Below are 22,390 nucleotides of genomic sequence, written 5' to 3'. Positions count from 1 at the left end.
GCGGCCACATTTTTGAAACGACTGATATGCAACCGCTGATCGACGGCCTCATCTTCATCGTGGACGACGACGCCAGCGTGCGCGAGGCGTTGGCCTGGCTGCTGCGCTCGCGGCGCCTGGAGAGCGAGCACTTTGCAAGCGCCGAGGCCTTCGAGCAGCGCCTGGCCGAAGGGCCGCTGCCTCAGCAGCCGTTGTGCCTGCTGCTGGATGTGCGCATGCCCGGCACCAGCGGACTGGTGCTGTTCGACCGGCTCGCGGAGCGCGGCCTGCTCGACGCCATGCCCGTGATCTTTCTGACCGGCCACGCCGATGTGCCCACCGCGGTCGACGCAGTGAAGCGCGGTGCTTTCGATTTTTGCGAGAAGCCGTTCTCGGACAACGCGCTGGTCGACCGTATCGAGCAGGCGCTGGGTGCTTCGCTTCGTGCGCTCGAAGTGCAGCGCGTGCGGCGCAGCCTTGCCGGCCGCATTGCCGAGCTGACCGAGCGCGAGCGCGACGTGATGCGGCTCGTGGTCGAAGGCTTGCCGAACAAGCTGATCGCCGATCAGCTTGCGATAAGCGTGCGCACGGTGGAGGTCCACCGTGCGCGCGTGTTCGAAAAGATGGAAGTGAAATCAGCGGTCGAGCTGGCCAACCGCTTGAGAGATCTCTAGGAGATCAGGACTTTTCCGCCACGAAGATTTCAACGCGGCGATTCTGCGCACGGCCGGCGGCGGTGCCGTTGTCGGCCAGAGGCTCGCGCGAGCCGCGGCCGTCGGTGGTGATGGCGGTGCTCGAAACGCCGCGCGCCACGAGGTGGTTGCGCACGCTGTCGGCGCGGCTCACAGAGAGGCGCTCGTTGCCTTCTTCGCTGCCGGTGTTGTCGGTGTGGCCCACCACGCGCACGCTGGCCGCCGTGGCGCTGCGCAGGCCTTCGGCGACCTTGTCGAGCACCTGCGCAAGATTGCGCTTCACGTTGGAGCGGCCCACGTCGAACGAGAGTTCGTTGGGGACCACGAGGTGCAGTTGGTTGTCCGCGGTTTGCTCGATCACCACGCCCGTGCCCTTGGTGGAATTTTCCAACTCGGTCTTGAGCGACGCCAGGCGCGCAGTCCAGCTATTGGACGGCGCGGCCGACTGGGCATCCGGTGCGGTTGCAGCACCCGGCGCAGGCGATTGCGAGGCGCAGCCCGCAATGAACAATGCGGCCGCAGCCGCACCCGAAACAACAAACTTCCTCATGAGTTTTCCCTCTGGATTGACATTGAAACGATAACGATGGGCACCGGCCGCTCCCGCCCGGCCGGCTTTTTCTTCTTGTCTGGCTTACTTGTTCTTTTGTGTCTGTCGGTGGGGTCAGCCTCGCGGTGCGCGCTCGCCCACAAAGATCTCGACGCGGCGGTTCTGGGCCCGGCCGGCATCGCTGTTGTTGTCGGCAATCGGCTCACGCGAACCGTGGCCTTCGATGCGGAAGGCTGCTGCGCTCACGCCGCGTGCCACCAGGTAGTCGCGCGTGCTGGCGGCACGGTCGACCGACAGCGGGTTGTTGATGGCGTCCGAGCCGGTGCTGTCGGTGTGGCCGATGATGCGCACCTCGGCGTTCGGGTTGTTGCGCAGGCCGCTTGCGAACTGGTCGAGCACGGGCGCGAAGTTCGACTTGATGTTGGCGCGGCCCACGTCGAACGACACGTCGCTCGGGATCTGGAGCTTGAGCTCGTTGTTCGGGGTTTGCGTGACGGCCACGCCGGTGCCTTGCGTGGCGGCTTCCATCTGGCGCTTCTGGTTTTCCATGCGCTGCGACCACAGGTAGCCGCCGAGCGCGCCGGCTGCGGCACCCACCACGGCGCCGGTGCCGATGGCGCCGCGGTTGCCGCCGGTGGCGGAGCCGATGGCGGCGCCGCCCAGGGCGCCAATGCCGGCACCAATGCCGGTGTTGCGCTGGGTGTCGGTCATGCCGCCTGCGCATCCGGACAGGACGAGTGCAGCGGCGGTGGTGGCGAGAACGAATTTTTTCATGGCTTTCCCTTTCAAGGATGAATCAGGCGGGCCACAGCTTAGCTTCGGCAAGCATGCGATGGTACGGCCTTACCGATCCGCGGAAAACAGGAAAACCTTTCGCCATGTCCGATGAATGCTGCGATGATTGCTACTAAAGTAATAGCGAATGGCCTCTTCTCCGACATTTCCCTGCGGTGTGGGGCTACGCGAGAAATTCACGCGTCGGGAGGGCTGTCCTTCTTGGACGATCCGTTGTCATCGGCGGCCTCGTCCTCGTCGTGCAGTTCACCTTTATTTCGACCGGAAAACATGGTCCACCAGACGATCAATATGAGCACGAGCCCGGCCCCGAGGGCTTCAAGCAAAATCAAACCCATGAGAAATGGACTCCAGTGGCTGGTAGGGCTCGCGATCGTAGCAACGATGGCGGGCTGCTCGCTCAGCCCGCGCGCGCCGGAACCCCCGGCACGCCCCACCGTGACACCCCCGCGCGACCTCGGGCCCCTGACCGGCTCGCTGGCGCACCCCAAGAGCCGATGGGTCCCCGTCGGCTGGTCGGAGCTTCCGGGCTTCAGCGACGATCCGCTGCACGAAGCCTGGATTGCGCTGCTTGCCAACTGCGCGCGCCCCAATGCCGCCTTTGCGCCGCTGTGCCGCGACGTGCGCCAGCTGGCCATTGCCACGCCCGAAGAGCAGCGCCAGTGGATGACCGACCGGCTGCAGCCCTACCGGGTCGAGTCGCTCGCGGGCTTGAGCGAAGGCAAGCTCACGAGCTACTACGAGCCGGTGTACGAAGCCTCGCGCGTGCCCACCGCGGCCTTCAACGTTCCGATCTACCAGGCGCCGGACGGCCTGGTGCCGCGCCGCCCCTGGTACACCCGGCAAGAGATCGAAACGCTGCCCGAGGCCCAGGCGGCGCTGCGCGGCCGCGAGATCGCATGGATGGCCGACCCCATCGACGCGCTCATGCTGCACATCCAGGGCTCGGGGCGCCTTCGCCTTACCGAAGCCAACGGCGTGCAGCGCACCGTGCGCGTGGCGTTCTCGGCCACCAACGAGCAGCCCTACAAGAGCGTGCAGCAATGGCTCATTGCGCAGGGCGTGGCCAAGGTCGGCAAATGGCCTGACGACACCAAGGCATGGGCTGCGCAGAACCCGCAGCGGGTGTCGCAATTGCTGTGGAGCAATCCGCGCTATGTGTTTTTCCGCGAAGAGACGATGAGCGAGTTGGACGCTTCGTTCGGCCCGCGCGGCGCGCAGGGCGTGCCGCTCACGGCCGGGCGCTCCATCGCGGTCGACCGCGAAAGCATTCCGTACGGCACGCCGGTGTGGCTCGCCTCGAGCGGCCCTGCCGCGCAGCTGCAGAAGCTCGTGGTTGCGCAGGACACCGGCAGCGCCATCGTCGGCGCCGTGCGTGCCGACTACTTTGCCGGCACCGGTGCCGATGCCGGCCGGCTGGCTGCCAGCATGAACCAGCCGCTGCGCCTGTGGGCGCTGTGGCCGAGGCAAATGCCGGCGCCCTGACTGGCGTCAGCTGCCGGTCGGAGGGCGAGTCAGCGCGGCTGACCGGAGGCTGAGCGTTTCACGCTCGTGTCATGCGAACTGACTACCTTTGCGGGTTGATTTCTTGTTCAACCCACGAAAGACATTGCGCATGACCGCAAACTCCCGCAGCGACGATCCTTCGATCGATCTCGACGACATCGGCACCAACCCCACCTCGAATCCCTCTTTCAGCGACCTGATCGCGTCGCGCCTGAGCCGCCGTCACCTGTTCGGCCTGGGCGTCGGCACGGCCGGCACCGCGTTGCTGCAGGCATGCGGCGGTGGTGGTGGCGGCGGTGGGGGCATCGGCTTCCCCGTGCTGCCTCCTGCACCGGCTCCCGCACCTCCGCCGCCTGCACCCGCGCCGCCGGCACCGGCGCCTGCACCGCTCAAGCTCAACTTCAATGCCGTGGCCAAGAGCCTGGACGACGTCGTGAGCGTGCCCGCGGGCTACACCGCCAGCGTGCTTTACCGCCTGGGTGACCCGATTGCGAACGGCGTGGCTGCCTACAAGAACGATGGCACGGACGATCCGGCCACCTACGACCGACGTGCCGGCGATCACCACGACGGCATGACCTTCTTCGGCATGGACGGCTCGAACAAGTGGGACCCCGCCAACGCGGCGCGCGGCCTGCTCGTGATGAACCACGAAGCCATCACGCCGCTGTTCCTGCACCCCACCGGCCAGACCATTACCGGCACCGGCAATGCAGCGGTTCGCACCGTGGCAGATGAAGTGCTGCGCGAGTTCTACCTGCACGGCGTGAGCGTGGTCGAAGTCAACAAGAGCGGCACCAGCTGGAGCTACAAGCAGGACTCGCTCTTCAACCGCCGTGTTCACACGCTCACCGAAATGACGTTCTCGGGACCGGCCGCCAAGACCGACTACCTGAAGACCAAGTACTCGACTGACGGCAGCAAGACCCGCGGCACGCTCAACAACTGCGCCAATGGCACCACGCCGTGGGGCACGTACCTCACCTGCGAAGAGAACTGGGCCGGCTACTTCCGCCGCATTCCGGCCACCGACAACCCCAGCCGCACCGCCAAGGAAATCACCTCGTTCGGCCGCTACGGTGTGTCGAGCACCGGCCGCGAACTGTGGGCCACCGTCACGCCGGACACGGCCGACGACATCTACGGCCGCTGGAACACCCAGGTGACCGGCGCCACCGCGACCGACGATTTCCGCAACGCCGCCAACACCTACGGCTGGGTGGTCGAGATCGACCCCTTCAACCCCGCCAGCACGCCCAAGAAGCGCACCGCGCTCGGCCGCTTCGGCCACGAAGGCGCATGCCTGGGCCCGGTCGTGGTCGGCAAGCCGCTGGTCTGGTACATGGGCGACGACTCGCAGAACGAATACCTCTACAAGTTCGTCTCCACCAAGGCCTGGGATGCGGCCGACATCGGCGGCGGCATGGCGGCCGGCGACAAGTACATGGACGACGGCAAGCTCTACGTCGCGCGCTTCAACGCCGACGGCACGGGCAACTGGCTGGAGCTTTCGCTCGGCGTGAACGGCATCACCTCCGGCAACGCCGCGTACCCCTTCGCCGATGCGGCCGACGTGGTGATCAACGCGCGCCTTGCGGCCGACGTGGCCGGCGCGACCAAGATGGACCGCCCCGAGTGGACCGCCGTCAATCCGAAGAACGGCGACGTGTACCTCACCCTCACCAACAACGCCGCGCGCACCATCAGCACGACCGATGCCGCCAACCCACGCTACTACAACGACCCCAAAGGCGTGGCCCAGACGGCGCAGAAGGGCAACCCGAACGGCCACATCGTTCGTTTTGCCGACGCCGGCGCTGACCCCGCAGCCGTCAGCTTCACGTGGGACGTTTATCTCTTCGGTGCGCGCTCGACGGCATCGGCCGACGTCAACCTGTCCAACCTGGTTGCAGACAACGACTTCTCCAGCCCCGACGGCATGTGGTTCAGCCATGCGACCGCCGGCCTGCTGTGGCTGCAGACCGACGACGGCAAGTACACCGACGTGACCAACTGCATGATGCTGGCGGCGCTGCCGGGCCAGGTGGGAGACGGCGCGGCGAAGACGATCACCAACGTTGACGGCGCCACCAGCGCGACGCAGGCTACCTTCATCGGCAAGGCGCCCGGTGCCGACGGCCTGCGCCGCTTCCTGGTCGGCCCGAAGGACTGCGAGATCACCGGCATCGCCGAATCGGGCGACGGACGCGCGCTGTTCGTCAACATCCAGCACCCGGGTGAAACCACCGCTGCGGCGAACATCAGCGACCCGACCAAGTTCGGCAGCCACTGGCCAGAAGGCGGCACGGCCCGCCCGCGCTCGGCCACGGTCGTCATCACCAAGGACGACGGCGGCCTGATCGGACTCTGATCGGTTGCGCCGGTCGCTCCCCCGGGTTGCACGCAACCCGGGGGAGCCCAGCGAACTAGCGAGGCAACGGCAACGCCGTTTTGTATCGCACCTGCTTGAGCGCAAAGCTCGAGCGGATTTTCTCGATGCCTGGAATCGGCGTGAGCTGTTCCAGGATGAATTTCTCCAGCGCCGCCATGTCCGCCACCGCGATGCGGATCAGGTAGTCGCTGTCGCCCGTCATCAGGTAGCACTCCATCACTTCGTCGTGCTCGGCAATGCGTTGCTCGAAGTCGGCGAGCGACTGCTTGCTTTGCGTGGTGAGGCTGATCGAGATGAACACGTTGAGCCCGAGGCCCAGCGCCTTTGCGTTCGCGAGCGCCACATAGCGGTCGATCACGCCGCCGGCCTCCAGCGCCTTCACGCGCGCGAGGCACGGCGAAGGCGACAGCTGAACGCGGCGCGCAAGCTCCACGTTCGACAGCCCGCCGTCGCGTTGAAGCTCGTCGAGGATGCGAAGGTCAATGGTGTCGAGTTGCACGATATGCGGCGTTCGGTTGGTTTTCAGGAATTTTATGCTGCGCTGCTGCCATGGGTATGCCCAAGCCGGTAGCTAATTCTTTCCGCTGCGGCCTAAAGTGCCGGCATGAACGCCCCGATTTCATCCGACCAGATGCGCGCGCTGCTGCTCGACACGCCGCTCTCGCACGACCCCGATCCTGCCGAGACCGCCGAATGGCGCGACGCCTTCCTGGCGCTGGCGCACACGCATGGTCCTCAGCGTGCGCGGCAGATGCTGGTGGAGCTCGCCCGGCTTGCGCGGCAGCAACGCATCGGATGGCAGCCCGAACTCGCGACGCCCTACGTCAACACCATTGCGGTGGAAGACCAGCCGCCGTTTCCTGGCGACCTGGCCGTCGAGGAGCGCCTGGCTTCGCTCATGCGTTGGAACGCGCTTGCGATGGTGGCGAAGGCCAACCAGGCGTATGGCGAACTGGGAGGCCATATTGCCAGCTATGCCAGCGCGGCCGATTTGTTCGAGACCGGCTTCAACCACTTCTTTCACGCGCGCGATGAAAATCATCGAGGCGACCTGGTGTTCTTTCAGCCGCACAGCGCACCCGGCGTTTACGCACGCGCTTACCTCGAAGGCCGCCTCAGCGAAGAAGACCTGAAGCACTATCGCCAGGAACTGACCGCGCCCGCCTTCACCCAAGGCAGCGGCGCACGCGGCCTAAGCAGTTATCCGCACCCCTACCTGATGCCGGATTTCTGGCAGTTTCCGACCGGCTCGATGGGCATCGGCCCGATCAGCTCGATTTACCACGCGCGCTTCATGCGCTACCTCACGCACCGCAACCTGCTCGACTGCGAGGGCCGCAAAGTGTGGGGCGTGTTCGGCGACGGCGAAATGGACGAGCCCGAATCGATGAGCGCGCTGACGCTTGCCGCGCGCGAGAAGCTCGACAACCTCGTGTGGGTCGTCAACTGCAACCTGCAGCGCCTGGACGGCCCGGTTCGCGGCAACGGCCGCATCATCGACGAGCTTGAAAAGCTCTTTGCCGGCGCGGGCTGGAACGTCGTCAAGCTCGTGTGGGGCAGCGACTGGGACGGCCTCTTCGCGCAGGACGTGAGCGGCGCGCTGGCGCGCGTGTTCGCCAACACCGTCGACGGCCAGATGCAGACCTTTGCGGCCAAGGACGGTCGCTTCAACCGCGACAACTTCTTCGGCCAGAACCCCGAGCTTGCTCGACTTGCAGAAGGCATGACCGATGAGCAGATCGACCGCTTGAAGCGCGGCGGCCATGACCTCGTAAAGATATACGCCGCCTATGCCGCCGCGGCCGCACACAAGGGTCAACCGACCGTGATCCTCGCCCACACCAAGAAGGGCTACGGCATGGGCAGCGCCGCGCAGGGCAAGATGACCACGCACTCGCACAAGAAGATGGGCGACGTCGATCTCATCGAGTTTCGCGATCGCTTCAACCTGCCGCTCACCGACGCGCAGGCCATAGCGATGGACTTCTACCGCCCGCCCGAAGACAGCGCCGAGATGCAGTACCTGCGCAGCCACCGCGCTGCGCTCGGCGGCGCCATGCCCCGCCGCGAGACCGCGTGCGACGTGGTGCCCAAGCCCGACATCGCAAGCTACGCGCAATTCGCGACAGCGGCGGCCGGCAAGGAAATGAGCACCACCATGGCCTTCGTGCGCATGCTGGGCAACCTCATGAAGGACAAGGCGCTCGGCCCGCGCATCGTGCCCATCGTGGCCGACGAGGCGCGCACCTTCGGCATGGCCAACCTGTTCAAGCAGGTCGGCATCTATTCGAGCGTGGGCCAGCGCTATGCACCGGAAGACATCGGCTCCGTGCTGAGTTATCGCGAAGCCATCGACGGCCAGATTCTGGAAGAAGGCATCAGCGAAGCCGGCGCCATTGCCAGCTGGACGGCAGCCGCCACCAGCTACAGCGTGCACGGCCTGGCCATGCTGCCCTTCTACATCTACTACTCGATGTTCGGCTTCCAGCGCGTGGGCGACGCCATCTGGGCCGCGGCCGACCAGCGCGCACGCGGCTTCTTGCTGGGCGCCACATCGGGCCGCACCACCCTCGGCGGCGAAGGCCTGCAGCACCAGGACGGCAGCAGCCACCTGGTGGCCGCGACCATCCCCAATTGCAAGGCCTACGACCCCGCCTATGCGGGCGAAATGGCCGTCATCGTCGATGCGGGCATCCGCGAAATGATGGTCGAGCAGAAGGACGTGTTCTATTACGTCACGCTCATGAACGAGAACTACGCGCAGCCTGATGTGCCCGAGGGGGCGGAGGCGGACATCCTGCGCGGCTGCTATCGCTTTGGCGTGTACGCGCCGACTTCAGGCAAGGCGAAAACGAAGAAGGTCGTCACGCTCATGGGCTCGGGCGCCATCCTCACCGAGGTCATCAAGGCGGCGCAGCTGCTGGCCGATGAAGGCATCGAGGCCGGGGTGTTCAGCGTGACGAGCTGGAGTGAACTTGCGCGTGACGGCCTGGCTTGCGAGCAGCGCGCGATTGCGGGTGAGAAAGATGCCGGTTTGCCATTCATCGCGCAGCAGCTCAGTGCGAGCAAAGGCCCGATCATCGCCGCCACTGACTACGTGCGTGCCGTGCCCGAGAGCGTGCGCGCCTTCTTGCCCGAAGGCCGCCGCTATCTCACGCTGGGAACGGATGGGTTCGGCCGCAGCGATACGCGTGCAGCGCTGCGGGAGTTCTTTGGGGTGGATGCGGGGAGCATTGCGCGGGCGGCGCGGTATGCGTTGGGGTGAGCGGAGCGACCGCCGCTATTCCTGTTTTGGAAAGTCGTTGTTCATCACCCGCCCGACGGTGGCGAACAGCTCCTGGCGCACGCCTTCGTATGCTGCCTTGTTTTCTTTGAGCAAGGTGTCATAGGCAAAGTAGGTGGGTCCGCCCCGGTTTGACGTGACGGAGTTCCACGTGATGGGCTGGAGCTTGTCGTCGCGCAGTGCGTACTCCACCGAAATGATTGGCCGGAAGTCCGCGGTCAAGCTGGGCGCTCCGTAGCCGGCGGTGATGCGCAGCAGCATCACCTCGTAGCCCGGCGTCGCCGTCAGGCCGGCGAGTTCCATTTTTCGCGCAGCGCCTGTGGCGCGATTACTTGGCGTGAGCTTGACTTCTCGGCCTGTTGCGCGCATGGCTTCAGCCAGGCGTTCAGCGTATTCCCGATGAAGCGTCAGCTCGCCCTGGCTTTCTTCTATCGCCTGCTGAAAACGTTTGCTGCGGCTCGCGACCTGGTCCATGGAGTTGCTGCGATTGGCAACGTCAGCGCCAATCGCCACCAGCACTCCCACAGGCCCGAGCAAACCGCCGAGCCCGACTGTCGGCGTCGCGCCGGTATCCAGAACAGCTAGTTCGGACTTGGCGTTGTAGACGATCTCGACCCGGGGATGTGACAGCGGCTCTGGCTCTTCATTGGCCGCTTGCTTGGGCCGACCGGCGCAAGCAACGAGCATGACTGCAATGGTGCAGACGGTGATGATGCGTTTCATGGCGCTCCCTCTCATTTGAAATTTTGGAATTTTTAAGGCGGACTCAGTTGATCTCAGGCTGCTGCTCGGCGCGCAGCGGTCCAACGTCTGTCAAAAACTTGCGTTGAGATTGAACCCAAACGTGGTCCTGGCCGTGCGATACCCCTCGGGCTTGCGGATCGGCGCCCCCATGAAGAAGTCATAGCTCAGCTTGCTCCACTGCCCCCGCACGCCAATGACCGCGCCCGCGAGGCTGCGCCCCAGCCCATCCACCGTCGAGCGCCCGCCCACATGCCCGTAGTCGGCGCCGACATACAGTTCCGCCCCGCTCTGGCCTGACCCCGTGGGGATCGCCCACCCGATGTCGTTGCGGATCAGCCAGCCCCGCTCCCCCATCAGGCTCGTCTCGCCATCGAAGCCGCGCACCGTGTAGCGCCCGCCGATGGCGAACCGGTCCTGCGGCATCAGCGGCGTGCGGTTCCACTGCGCGCGGATCAGCCCCGAATAGCGCAGCTTCTGCGCCCCGAGTTTGAACGGCGCATTCAGGCTCACCTCGGCCGTGTACAGCTTCATGCGCGAAGTGCCTTCCAGCGGCTCGTCAGGGTGGTTGCGGTGGTAGATCTCCTGCGGCGAGGTCCGGGCGCCAAAGCCGCCCGTGCCGTGCTTGAGCGCCAGCGTTCCTTCCAGCGTGGCCTCGCCGATGAACTCCTTGTGGTTCAGGCCGAGCTCCCAGCCACCCACCACCCGGTGCTGCACATCGACCTCGGTGTCGTCCACGAAGTTGCGCGACTCGCGCCGGAAGCCCTTGAGCGCCAGCGTGGTCTTGCGGCTCTGGTCGCGGTACAGCAGGCGCGAGAGCTTGACTTCGGCGTTGTTGGTCTTGCCCGCGTAGACATAGTCCTGGTTCAGCCCCGCCACGCTCTGGTGGTACTGGCTGTTCGAGGCCGTGAACCCGAGCATCCAGTAACCGTACGGCAGCGAATAGTGCACCGTCTGGCCCTCGGTGCCGTAGCTCGGCTCCGAGAGAAAGTGGCTGTTGATGCTGTGGTTGGCGCTCAGGTAGAACAGGTCGTTCAGCCCGAAGGGGTTGTCCACCGACACCGTGGCGCCGGCCTGGTAGCGGCCCGTGGCCTTGGTGCCGCTGTCGTCCAGGCTCAGGGCCACGCGCCACTTCTTGGCCTGCACGTACTTGACCACCAGGTCGCTGTCGCCCGGCCGGGCGTTGGGTGCCGTCGAGGGCTCGATCTGGATGTCGGCCTCGGCCGTGGGGGCGCGCTTCAGGTTCTCCAGCCCCTGCTCGATGTCGCGCAGGTTCAAGAGAGCGCCCGGCCGGGCGGGAATGGCCGAACCCAGCAAGGCGCCGCTGCCCAGCAGCGTCGAGGAAGAATCCGGCGTCAGGCGGATGGCCGCGATGCGCCCGGGCACCAGCGACAGGGTCAAGGTGCCGGTGGAGAGATCCTGCGGCGCGGCCAGCACCCGGGTGGTGACAAAGCCGCGCGCGATGGCCGCCTGCTGGGCGCGGGCGAGCACCACGTTCACGCCTGCGGTGCCCAAGCACCGGCCAAGGGGAGAATCGTTGCCTTCAGGACCCGAAAGATCAGAAACAGCCCATTGGAACAATTCGGCCTGCTCGCCGACCAGCAGCACGCGGTCGATGCGAAAGCACGGGGCTTCGGATTCGGGAATGCGTGCCACCGGTGCAGGCGGCGCCGCCTGCGGGCGCTGGTCGATGGTGCGCTCGTTCTGCTCGCGCAGCGCGCGTTCGCGTTCCTGCTGGCGTTGCTGTTCAACGAAGGGCTGGGGGGTGCTGGAAATCTGGGCCGTGGCCAATAGTGGACCGCCCAACAGCACGCCGGCCAACATGGCAAGCGAGTTCGTTTTCAATTTCTCTCCCTGATGTTTTTATCTACACCGTCGCGCGCAGTGTCTGAGCAATTTCACCAACGCCCTTTGTACTTTCCGGCCAACCACGTGACGACCGTTGCAACAACAGAAACGCCGAGGACGACAAGGAGCAGACGGTAAAGCTCAGATGGACTGACCGGAAAATAGAGTACCCCATGGATTGCCCAGCGAATCAAGGGCATGGCAAGCAAAGCAGCCAAGGAAAAGCCGACGCCAAACATGAAGAGGAAGGTCAAAAACAGAACTCCAAGCATTCTCAAGCCTAGACTTCGCGATGTGTTCATCTTCCACCTCTAGTTGGGTTGCCTGTACCTTGTGGAACATTTGGGTTATTGACTCCCGCATTGGCCAACTCCTGCAAGAAGCTGCCAACGCCGGCGCCACTCATCCCGGGCACAACACTAGGCTGCAGCCAACTCTGCATGGTGTAACCTAGGTCTTGCCACATTGGCCGGTACCATGGATTGAAATAACCATTCAATCCGTTCTGCGTGACAGCGCCGACTGGATAACCAAGCGTTGTTCCCAGTGCGGCCCCCAAGAGGCTACCTCCGGAAGCGGAAGGCGCTTGATTCATATAGATTGTGTTCATCCCCGACCCGACGAGCGCGCCTCCTGTGTTAACAAACATCGACGACATGAATCCCGCCCCATAAGTTAACGCCCCCGTATAGAACGCCATCCCGACATCCCGCGGATTGAGCTGACTAAAACTCCCGCCATTTCCATATAACTGTCCGCCCACGTTTGCTGCTGCCCCGATTGTTCCGCCTACGGCAAGTCCTTCCCAAGTCAACGAAACGCCAGCGGGTCCTAGCAGCGGAGCCACAATCAACGCGGCAGCGGTGATCGCCTGTTGCGTACATTGCTGAGGATTGGCCTTGCAATTGTTCAGCACGTCGATTGAGTGCCTCACTGTCTCTCGATAAGCGGGATCGTTCGCCAGCCGCTGCCCCGCGTACTGTCCCAGATCATTGCCAGTTCCGGCGCCAATTGGCAGTTTCCCTGCGTCCGCCAGATCGATCATCGCCTGCGTTCCATTAATCACATCGTCCCGCAGGGTGACGCAGTTCCCAGTTTTCGCACAGTTGGCCAACGCCACGTTCTGTTGATTGCTGAGATCCTGATAGCTGTTTCGTATGACCTGTTGCTCCTCCTGCGTACACTTCCGTGCTTGGCATCGCTTGATGTCTTCCGCGAGCGCTTCCCATTGAGTGCGCGTCAGATAGTTGTTCGTGACCTCGTTCAATGCCCCAGCGGCTCCTGATGTACCACCTAGTGCACCACCGATGGCCATGGTCAGCCCCGCCACCACTGAATCATGTGCAGCGCCAGTGAGCCCCAACGCTCTGACGGTCTGGTCAACGTAAGAGGCGACCTGCGTACTCGCAACCGCGCCAATGGCGCCCCCGGCACCACCTGTCAGCCCGCCAATCACCATGTGCCCGGACGCGCGGCATGTGCCGTTGCTCCCCCAGCATGCCCGCTCCTCATCGGTTGTGGCATTCCGCAAGCGTTCGTTCGCATACTGACCCCATGCACTTGACGCCTGTGATCCGAATTGCGCTGTGATCAGGACTTGCCCTTGAACATCTCTCATGGCACGCTCGCGATTGGTCCTTTGCAGCGCGTTGGTGCCGTCGACTCCGGTGCGCACCGCCGCGTTGCCTGCAATGCCCGAGATTCCGCTTTGCGTGAGGCTCGACTGATTGACATCATTGCTGCCGATGCCGGCGCTGCCCGAACTCGATCCCGAGGTGCTGGTGCTGAAGCTGACGCTGTACCCGCTGCCTTGGAACGTGTCGTGGTTGACCAGATCGGTCATCGTCAGACTGCCTGTCGTGAAGCTGTTCCTGCCTGCAATTACGGCGGCATCGGTGCTGCTGATCACACCGCCCACGAGATTGGTGTTGCCCGCCACATTGACGCCGAAGCCGCCGTTCCCCGCCAGGAAGCCACTTTGCTGCGTCGCACTCGCAAAATTGCCGTCCCCTTGCATGTTGTGGGCATAGACGCTCACGCTGCTGTCGCCGGTGCAATACCAAGCGCAGATGGTGGCGTTGAAGCCGCCCCCACTGTTCTGGCTGTGGTACGTGCTGGTGTCCTGCAGAGTCTCGATGTGTAGGTTGCCTCCCACGTCGGCATTAATCCGGCTTCCGGAAACCGTGGCGCCCCGGACGGTGGTGTCGCCGCCGCTGGAGATGTTGACCTGTTGGCCCGCACTGACGGTGGTGTTCGTCCATGCGCCATCGGTGCCGTTGTCGCGTCCGCTCTGGCTCCCAGCGGCCATCTCGATCGTCAGACCGTTGCTTTGCCCGAAGGTGAAGCCCACACCGATGCTGGCATTGCTGCTGTGGCTGGTGGAGCTCTGCTCGCGGGTGTTCGCAGCCGCCTCGAGGGTGATGTTGTTTTCCGCCGAGAGGTTGACGTTCTTGCCCGCATCGATTTCGCTGCCGCGTATGAGGATGTTGGAGTCACGCCCGCCGCCAGTGGCGGTAATGGTCACATTGCCGCCCGCCTGCACCCGCGAACTGGCCGAGCTGTCGCTGCTCTCAGTGCGCGTGGACTCGCTCGAACTGCTACCGAGGGTAAGGGTCGCCCCCATGCTGACCACTCCGGTGCCGCCCTTGCTTTGGGTCACTGCCTGTTGTGCAATGTCCTGGTATGCGGAATAGCCACTGAGTGCCATGCTCGCCGCGCCCAGCGCCTGCATGCGGTCATCCTTGGTGTCACCCATCGCCTGAGTGGTCTCCTCCAGGTTCCGCAGCATATCGATCAACGGTGCCTTGATGCCCAGCGTGATGCCGCCCTGAGAGAAGCTCTGCGTGCTTTCGCTGCGGCTCGTCTCGCGCGCCTCGACGATCTCCACGTCGCGCGCCTGGATGTCGATGTCGCCGCCCGGCGCGATCACATCGCTGCCCACCTGGCTGTAGCGGTTGCCGGCGGTAATCATGACATTTCCCGAGATCGCCCCGACAGTGCTGCCCACGGCCGTGCTCTCGCCGGTCTTGCTGGTACTGCGCATATCCTGGTGGCCCCAGGTCCAGCCCGAGTTCGCATCGAACATGCCGCTGTTCGATTCCTCGCGAACGTACTGGCTGTCACGCGTCTGCGTCGCAGCTTCGATGGTGATGTTGTTGCCCGCCCGGAGCTCGGTGCCCTGGTCGCTCACCACGTTCGAGCCGCGGATGCGGATGTCGTTGCCGGCATCCAGCATCACCGTCTTGCCGCCCAGGCTGCTGCCGATGACGCCGGTCGATCCATATGTGCCCTGTTCCATGCTGCGGTCGCTGCCCCAGAAGCCGCTCTCCTCAGTGCGGCGTCCGGCGTTGAGCACCGAGGTCGACTGGCCGGCATTGATGGTGATATCGCGTGTGGCAGCGACCTCAAGCGCGCCTTCGGCGCTGTTGATGGTAGCCGCGCGCACGTTGACATCCCGCCCAGCACTCAGGGTAATGTCGCCGCTGGTCTCGATGCGGGTGCCGACTTCCCGCGTGCTGCTTTCCGCGCGGTAGTTGCCGGCGTCCCGGACCGTGGTGTCGTGCCTGGCGGTGGTGACGGTGCCCAGGTTGATGTCGCGGCCGGCGCCGATCTCGGTCGTGCCTTCCTTGCCGCTGTTGGCGACAAGGGCGCCGATCAGGTTGACGTCGCGCCCGGCCGAAGCCACCAGCACGCCCTTGGAGCCGGTCACGTAGAGCCCCGCCACCCGGTCGACGATGGTGGCACCGCGCAGGCTCGCGGCCCCGGGCGCGAAGTCCAGCGCCAGCGCACTGGTGCTGGTCGTGGTGCGCACGTTGATGTCGCGGCCGGCCTCGATCTTGAGTTGGCTGGCCGCATCGATCGTGCCGCCGATGTTGTTCAGGTCGGTCCGGGCCTTGAGGTCGAGGCTGCCGCCGGAGATGCGGCCGTTCAGGTTCTGGATGTTTTCCGCCGTGATGCTGACCGTGTTGCGTCCGGCGACCGTGCCGCTGTTGACGAGGTCGCCATCGAGCTTGATGTTGACCTCCTTGCCGGCCAGCAAGGCGCCCGAGCCGTCGATGTCGCCGTTCTTCACGCGCACGTAGACCTGCGGCACCAACACGCGCTGGGTGCTGCCGTCCGGCAGCGTGACGGTCTGCTCCACCAGCCAGACGATGTCGCTGGTCAGCTGTGCCATCTGGGCGTCGCTGAGCGCGATACCGGGCCGCAGGCCGTACTGGCGCGCAAAGGTAAGCCCTGCATCCATCAGCGCGGTGTACTGCGCTTCATCGCTCTCGTAGCCGTCCAGATAGCGGTAGCCCGTCAGTTGCGCCACCTGCTCGCGGATCAGGCGCTGCTCGTAAAAGCCGTCGCCCAGCCGCTTGAGGGTGTTGTCGGGGTCTTGGCCCAGGTTGTTCAGCAGGTAGTCGCTGCTGAGCCAGTTGCGCTGGTTCGCAAAACGCGGATCGGTCTCGATCAGGTAGCGGCTCGAGGCTTCCGCATGCGTGCGGAACAGGCTGGCGGTGGGCACGGTCAGGCCTGGCAAGGTGGTGCGCACGACCTGGGTGGTCCCGGAACTGGACGCCAGGTTCACCTCGATGATCGGGTGGACGATAGGACCTGCCGCACCGCCAGAGCCTGCGCCCGGCGCATTTACCGCAGTACCGCTGCCACCCGTGACACCCGTGGGGCCGCCGGCATTAACGCCGCTGGCGCTGGCCACGCCCTGATTGGTGTGGCCAGGCGCGAGCGTGCCGGTGGATCCGCCGCTGCCCACCACCGTCACGTTGCCCTCCTGTCGCGCCGCAGCCAGGGTCACGGTGATGGGATCGCTGGTGTTGTAGGGGGTGACTTGCGTGGGATCCCCCACACCCGCCTGGAAGTGCTGCCAGCCTGTGCGGGTCTTCGCCCCAGAGACCTCCACATTCTTGTTGGTGATGGTGCCGCCTGTGACGTTGAGCGCCTTGTTGGCCAGGATCTGGCTCATCTCGTTGGTGCCGCTGCCCACGGCAATGTCCATCTTGCCGCCGGCGATGATCCGGGCGGGCGCGGAGGTCTGCAGCACCGGGGTGGTGGTCGATTCGGTGTAGACCCAGGCGTAATAGGAGCGCGCGTAGTTCTCGTAGATGTCGCGAATGAAGGCTTCGGTCGCGGCGTCGAGGCGCTCGTGGGCATCCAGGTAAGCCTGGGCTTGAGTTGAGTCAGTCGGCGTGTCCGTGCCCGGCGGCGTCACACCGAAGGTGGCCCAGATCGGATCGGAGCGGGAGTACCAGGCACCCGGCTCCGTATAGGACTCGGTCTGATCGATGTTCACCTGCCGGGTGCCATGCAGGTCGCTGCTGTTGCGCGGCGCGTTCGTGTAATAAGCCCTGTAGCGGGACAGCGGATAGTTGGCGGACGGCACCAGGATGCCCGCGAACGGACCGGCCACAGGACCTGCGGCGTAGCTGACGAAGCTGGGCCACAGAACCCCGTTCATGTGCGCGAAGTCGAAGTTGGGCCCGCCCACACTCACAAAGACCAGCTGGCTGGCGTCGTAGCGCGTCGCGCTGCCGGGCAGTGCGTATTCCGTGTGCTGCTTGCCGTCGGAGCTGGTCTGCGTCGTCCAGGTCACGCCGCCATTGGTGTTGTTCAGGACATTCGTCTTGATGTCCATGTCCTGCACCGCCTCGATGGTCGCGGCGTGGTTGTTCAGTTCGCTGCCCGCGCCGCTGTCTACACCGTTGGCCTTGCCGTCCACCAGCTTGCCGCCGATGTAGAGGTTGCCGGCGCTGAGGATCAGGGCGCCATTGCTGTTGTTGATGGTGCCGGCGCCGATGTCCAGGCGGGTGCGCGCCGCGATGGTGCCGGCCGAGGCCACGCCGCTAATCGTCTCGGCGCTGTTGTTGAGCGTGCCGGCACCGATCGCGACCCAGTCGCCATAGATGCGGCCGGTGCCCAGGTTGTCCAGCGTGCCGGCGTTGATGCGGGTGGTGCCGCCGTCGATCACGCCGCGATTGGTCAGCGTGCCGCTGGCATTCAGCGTGGTGGTCTTGCCCTGGATGTCGCCGGTGGCTTTGTTGTCGATGTCCCTCGCCGAGAGCGTCAGATCGTTGCCGGCGGCCAGCTTGCCGCTGTTGGTGATGTCACCGGTCGTCGAAATCGTCAGGTTGCGGTTTGCGACGGTCTCGCTGCCTGCGGCAAAGGCGATGTCGCGGGTGACCGTCAGCGTCATGTCCTGGAGCGACAGCAGCTTGCCGTCCCAGCTGACCGAGCCCGCATCGAGGACAACGTTCTCGCCGCCGACCAGGGTGCCGCCGGTGTTGAGCACCGACAAGGTCTTGGCTGTGCTGGGGTCCTTGACGGTGAGCACCTTGCCGGCGGAGACCAGGCCGGCGCTGTTGTCGATGTTCCCGCTGCTGCTCAGTGTGGTGTTCTGGTCGGCGCGGATCGCGCCGGAGTTGTTGAGGATGGACTGTGCGGCGATATCGACGTTCTGGCCTTCGATGCCTTGCTCGGTCCCCCGGGTGTCGCTGTTGACGAGGTTCGCGGCACTGAGCGTCGTGGTGGCCGCCGAGCGGATCAGGCCTGTGGTATTGGTCAGTGTGCCCGCGTAGATGTTGAGATTGCCCACCGCCAGCGTCTCGCCACCGGTGTTGTCGTATTCGGCACCGTGGGTGTCGAGCGTGACCGTAGACTGCCCGAGCACCTGGCCTTCGCCCGTGTTGGAAAAGGCCTGCGTGTTGGCGGCCAGTGCGTTCTTCGCGCCAATGAAGCCGCCCGTGTTGATGACCTTCCCTGCGGTCAGGGTCAGCGTGTCGCCGCTGGCAATGCCGCCTTGGCCCGAGGTATAGCCTGCTGCATTGGTGTTGCTGAGCACGTGGCCATCCGTGTGAATGGTCATCGCGCCACCGGACTGGATCAGGCCCGTATCGTTGTTCAGCGCACCCGAGTTCACACCCACGGTGGTGGTCGCCGCCAGCGTGCCCTTCTTGCTGTTGTCCAGTGCATTGCCTTGCGTGTCGACCGACAGGCTGTCGCCGAAGACCTTGCCGCCGACATTGCTCAGCCCGCTGTTGACCAGCGTGGTCGCGGCGCCGGCCTGCAAGGTGCCGCCGTTGTTCGTCGTTGCGCCTTGGGTCTCAACGCCCAGATTGCCATTCACTGCGGCAACTACTCCGCCGCCGCTGTTGTCCAGCGTCCCGGCTTCCAGCGTGGTGTTGCCGTTGGCCGCCAGCGTGCCGCCGACGTTGGTTGCGGCAGCATCCACCTTGATGTTCAAGCTCCCTACAGCAGTGATGCTGCCGAGCTTGTCGTTGTTCAGGCTGCCAGCCACCACGGTGGTGTTGCCACCCGCACCGATCGCGCCCTTGTTGCTGTTGTCGAGCAGGCCGCCCACGGTCAGGGCGAGGTCGGAAGTCCCGGCCGCACGGAGGGTGCCGGCCTGGTTCGTCAAGCTGCCGGCTGCGATGTTTGTGTTGCCGTTGCTGGCCAGCGTGCCGCCGCTGTTGTCCAACGCGCCCACTACCGTGATGCGCGTCGCGTCGGTGCCGGTCTGCACGATCTGGGCGCTAGTGCGGTTGCCGAATGAGCCGGCGTCGATGGTGATTTGCTTGGCGCTGATCGCGGCCTTGGTGCCGTTCTGGTTGAAGGCGCCTGACATGGCGACGGCCAATGCGCCGTTGCCTGTGATCTGGCCATCGGTGCTGCTGTAGCTGCCGCCCGCAATGCTCAGCGTGCCGGCGCCGGCATGCTCAATCTTGCCGCCGGTGTTGATGATGCTGTCACCACTGAGGCTCAGGTCCTGTCCATTGCTGGCGATGCGTCCGCCGTCGTTGTTCAAGGTGCCCGAGACGGCGATGCCGGTCGCCGCGGTGCCGGTCTGCACGATCTCGCCACCGTTCGTGTTGGCAATGTTCGAAACGTTCAGGTCCAGCTGGCCGGCATTGAGCGTGCCCGCATCGTTGACCAGCGTCTGGCCGGGCTGCGCGTTGGCGGTGATGCGCAACGTGCCGGGCGTCACGATCTTGGCTTGGCTGCTGGTAACCACATTGCCCTGCATGGCCGTGACCGCAATGTTCACCGCGCTGGTCTGGCTGGCCGAGAGATCGACACTCGCGCCCTGCAGCATGGCATTGCCGGCCGCCAGGTTGGTGCCATTGGCGACCAGGGCGCCGCTCGTGGTCACGACCAGGTCACCCGCCGCGCCAAGCTTGCCGTCGCTCTGGATGCCCGCGCCGAGCACGCCGGTGGTGCCGCTTTGCAGGCTGCCGACGGCGACCGACGTGTGCCGTCCGGCCGTGACGCTGCCGTCGTTGGTCATCGCCCCGCCGACCGCGACACTCACATCGTTCGCGCCGCGCAGGCTGGCGCCATTGGAGTTGACGAGTGAACCCGCCTGCACCTTCAGGTCGGTGGCCGCCCCGATCGTGCCGCTGCTGCCATTGGTCAGTTGGTTAGTCACCCCCAGCTGCACTGCAGCCTGCGTCGACTGGATGCTGCCCTGCGTGCTGTCCAGGCTGCCCGCGCCGAGCGCGACGCCTTGGTTCGCCACCAGCGTGCCGCCGGTGTTGTTCACCGCGCCCGCCACATTGGCCGTCAGCGCGCCCGTTGCCGAGATCGTTCCGCGCGTGTTGTCGGCCTGGCCGCCCACCGTGAGCGTGGCGTCGGTGGCGCTGGTCAGCTTGCCGTCGACGTTGACCAGGTCGCCGGTCGTGGTGATGTTCAGGCTGCCCGCCTTCAGCGTGCCGCCAGTGTTGTCGAAGCGATCGACATTCGCGCTGAAGCTGTTGCTGACATTCAGCGTGCCGCCGTGGTTGTCGAAGGTCGGCTGGCTCACGGCCATGCTGGCGACGCTCAGGGTGCCGCCGTTGTTGTTGATGTTCGCGCTTTGCAGGCTGATGGGCCCGCCGGCGTAGATCTTGCCGCCGTCGTTGCGGAGCGTGCCGGTGGCGGTGATCGCACCCGGCGACGGTGGCACGTACGGGGCGGGCGTGATGGTGCCGCCGGAGCCGGTCTCCGCGCCAGTGCCTGCGGTGGGCGGGGTGGGGCTGGTGGTGCCGCCTGTGCCAGTTCCTGTGCCCGTGCCGCCGCCGGTTCCGGTGTCGGGCGTGGACGGCGCAGCCGCCACGGGCTCCGCGCCGATGACGCCGCCGCTGGTGTTGCTCAAAGCGGGCGCGCTCAGCGCCAAGCCCGTGCTGCTGGTCTGGCGGATGGTGCCGCCGCGGTTGTCGATGTCGCCCGCCGTGCTGGCGAGCTCCAGCCGCGCGCCTTCTAAGGTGCCGCCCGTGCCGTTCAGCGCATTCGCCAGCTCGCCCTGCGTCGTGATCTTGAGGTTGCCGCCGCTGACTACGCGGCCGCTGTTGGCCATGCCCGTTGCCGCCAGGTTTGCGTCGGCGGTGGCCTGCATGGTTCCGATGTTCTCCAGGCGCCCGGCGCTGGTGACGACTAATTGGCCCGCACCCATCAGCGCGGTGGCGCCCGGTGCGGCCTGGATCGTGCCGGCGTTGCGCACGCCCAGCCCAGCCTCGGTGCCGATGAGCGTGATCTTGCCTGCGTACATGCCGCCGAGTGCGGCCACGTCCAGCGCAAAGGTGGGTGCTGTGCCGGTGCCGCTGGTCGGCGTGATCTGGTTGTGGTCGGCGCTCACGGTGTTCGCACCCGTCACCACCTTCAGCTCGCTGGCCCAGATGCCGGCATTGGCCTCGACCGCACGCGCGAGGATCGCGGCGTAGTCCGTCTTGCTCGCGTCCAGGCCGGCCCCGTCGATGGTGATGGTGCCGCCGCGCACCAGAAAGCTGTCCAGGCCGCCAATGGCGTTGAACTGCGGCGTGCCCGTGGTCAGCGTGGCGCGCGATGCATTGATGAAGCCGCCGCCGTTGACGCTGATGCCCGCCGGGTTGGCGATGATCACTTCGGCACGCTGCCCCGCGACTTCGATGTACCCGCGCAGTTGGCTCGGGCTGCCGCCGTTCACTTCGTTGAGGATGATGCGTGCGGGGCCGGTCGCGAGATACGGATTGCCTTGAACGAACCCGCCGAGCTGGCTCTGCACGTTGGTGCGGCTGTTGTTCAGGATGGCGCCGTTGGGCGCCACGTTGAACTGCTGGTACACGTTGCGCGAAACACCGGCCGCGCTGGGCGTCTGGATGTTGATGAGCGGCACGCCGTTGGGCGCGACCATCACCGTGGGGCGGAGGTTGGCGGGAACGTTGGGCGCGCCGACGATCTGGGCTTGGGCGGGTGAAGCCGAGAGCATGCCCGCGAGCGCTGCGCCCACGAGCATGGGCGCCAGTGCTGCCGCACCTGCGGCAATGGCGGCGCTCGCACCGGTGGTGGCCTTGGAAGTGCCTTTGCCCGTGCTCTTGGCCGTTTCTTGCACGACCATGCGCAGTCCGCGCTTCGCATTGAACACAATGCGGTGGAGGTTCTTGTTCATCTCGTTTTTCTTCCCTGGTCTCTCTGCGTGACAGCAATGCACGCCGCTTTGGAAGGCGTGCTACCCGCCGGCACCGATGCCGGTATGTGGGATTTTCTCGTTACAAAGAGTTATGAATGTCAAAACCAATGAAACCGCGCAGATAGGCAGAGGAATCGTCAGATTTTTCACACGTGCTACGAGCATCAGAACAACACTCGTCAATCGCGTG

The 22,390-nt window shown here is 65.3% G+C and carries 12 protein-coding genes; 4 read left to right on the top strand and 8 right to left on the bottom strand.

The features are described from left to right. Nucleotides 1-26 precede the first annotated feature (26 nt). Nucleotides 27-653, top strand: a complete 627-nt coding sequence (locus GOQ09_RS25355; protein ID WP_157616401.1) for a response regulator transcription factor — start codon at nt 27-29, stop codon at nt 651-653. Between the two features lie 4 nt (nt 654-657). Here GOQ09_RS25355 and GOQ09_RS25350 read toward each other — a convergent pair whose 3' ends face one another. The 3 genes from GOQ09_RS25350 to GOQ09_RS26160 all read right to left on the bottom strand — a co-directional run bounded on the left by GOQ09_RS25350 (nt 658) and on the right by GOQ09_RS26160 (nt 2,354). Continuing rightward, nucleotides 658-1,221: an OmpA family protein gene (locus GOQ09_RS25350; protein WP_157616400.1), complete on the bottom strand. Its 564-nt coding sequence runs from the start codon at nt 1,219-1,221 to the stop codon at nt 658-660. A 114-nt stretch (nt 1,222-1,335) separates the two neighbouring features. Beyond that, nucleotides 1,336-1,995, bottom strand: a complete 660-nt coding sequence (locus GOQ09_RS25345) for an OmpA family protein (protein WP_157616399.1) — start codon at nt 1,993-1,995, stop codon at nt 1,336-1,338. 197 nt (nt 1,996-2,192) lie between these two features. Beyond that, nucleotides 2,193-2,354, bottom strand: coding sequence for a hypothetical protein (locus tag GOQ09_RS26160; RefSeq protein ID WP_165442120.1), 162 nt, complete (start codon nt 2,352-2,354; stop codon nt 2,193-2,195). On the opposite strand from GOQ09_RS26160, the gene mltA reads away from it, so the two are divergent. Beyond that, nucleotides 2,353-3,501, top strand: a complete 1,149-nt coding sequence (gene mltA, locus GOQ09_RS25340) for a murein transglycosylase A (protein WP_157616398.1) — start codon at nt 2,353-2,355, stop codon at nt 3,499-3,501. The genes GOQ09_RS26160 and mltA overlap by 2 nt on opposite strands. Nucleotides 3,502-3,631: 130 nt before the next feature. Beyond that, nucleotides 3,632-5,893 carry a PhoX family protein gene (locus GOQ09_RS25335; RefSeq protein WP_157616397.1) on the top strand — a complete coding sequence of 754 codons (2,262 nt, stop codon included), beginning with the start codon at nt 3,632-3,634 and terminating at the stop codon, nt 5,891-5,893. Between the two features lie 55 nt (nt 5,894-5,948). Here the strand turns inward: GOQ09_RS25335 and GOQ09_RS25330 are convergent, their stop codons facing one another. Beyond that, nucleotides 5,949-6,413: an Lrp/AsnC family transcriptional regulator gene (locus tag GOQ09_RS25330; RefSeq protein WP_126749627.1), complete on the bottom strand. Its 465-nt coding sequence runs from the start codon at nt 6,411-6,413 to the stop codon at nt 5,949-5,951. Nucleotides 6,414-6,518: 105 nt separating this feature from the next. Between GOQ09_RS25330 and mdeB the strand changes: the two genes are divergently transcribed. Next, nucleotides 6,519-9,179 (top strand): alpha-ketoglutarate dehydrogenase, encoded by a 2,661-nt coding sequence (gene mdeB, locus GOQ09_RS25325; RefSeq protein ID WP_157616396.1) that lies wholly within the window; start codon nt 6,519-6,521, stop codon nt 9,177-9,179. Nucleotides 9,180-9,194: 15 nt separating this feature from the next. Here mdeB and GOQ09_RS25320 read toward each other — a convergent pair whose 3' ends face one another. The 4 genes from GOQ09_RS25320 to GOQ09_RS25305 form a co-directional block, all read right to left on the bottom strand. Further along, complete coding sequence (locus tag GOQ09_RS25320; protein WP_157616395.1) at nt 9,195-9,920, bottom strand: hypothetical protein; 726 nt, start codon at nt 9,918-9,920, stop codon at nt 9,195-9,197. 90 nt (nt 9,921-10,010) lie between these two features. Then, entirely contained in the window at nt 10,011-11,762 is a 1,752-nt protein-coding gene (locus tag GOQ09_RS25315) for a ShlB/FhaC/HecB family hemolysin secretion/activation protein (protein WP_157616847.1), read from the bottom strand. Nucleotides 11,763-11,836: 74 nt separating this feature from the next. Beyond that, on the bottom strand, nt 11,837-12,088 hold the full coding sequence (locus GOQ09_RS25310; RefSeq protein WP_126748597.1) for a hypothetical protein: 252 nt from the start codon (nt 12,086-12,088) through the stop codon (nt 11,837-11,839). Beyond that, nucleotides 12,085-22,179 carry a hemagglutinin repeat-containing protein gene (locus GOQ09_RS25305; protein ID WP_157616394.1) on the bottom strand — a complete coding sequence of 3,365 codons (10,095 nt, stop codon included), beginning with the start codon at nt 22,177-22,179 and terminating at the stop codon, nt 12,085-12,087. The genes GOQ09_RS25310 and GOQ09_RS25305 overlap by 4 nt, the downstream gene beginning before the upstream one ends. Between the last annotated feature and the right edge of the window lie 211 nt (nt 22,180-22,390).

Origin of the sequence: Variovorax paradoxus (assembly GCF_009755665.1) — a bacterium.
In the GTDB taxonomy this organism is placed as follows: domain Bacteria; phylum Pseudomonadota; class Gammaproteobacteria; order Burkholderiales; family Burkholderiaceae_C; genus Variovorax; species Variovorax paradoxus_G.
This window is presented reverse-complemented; position numbering and strand designations above follow the sequence as displayed.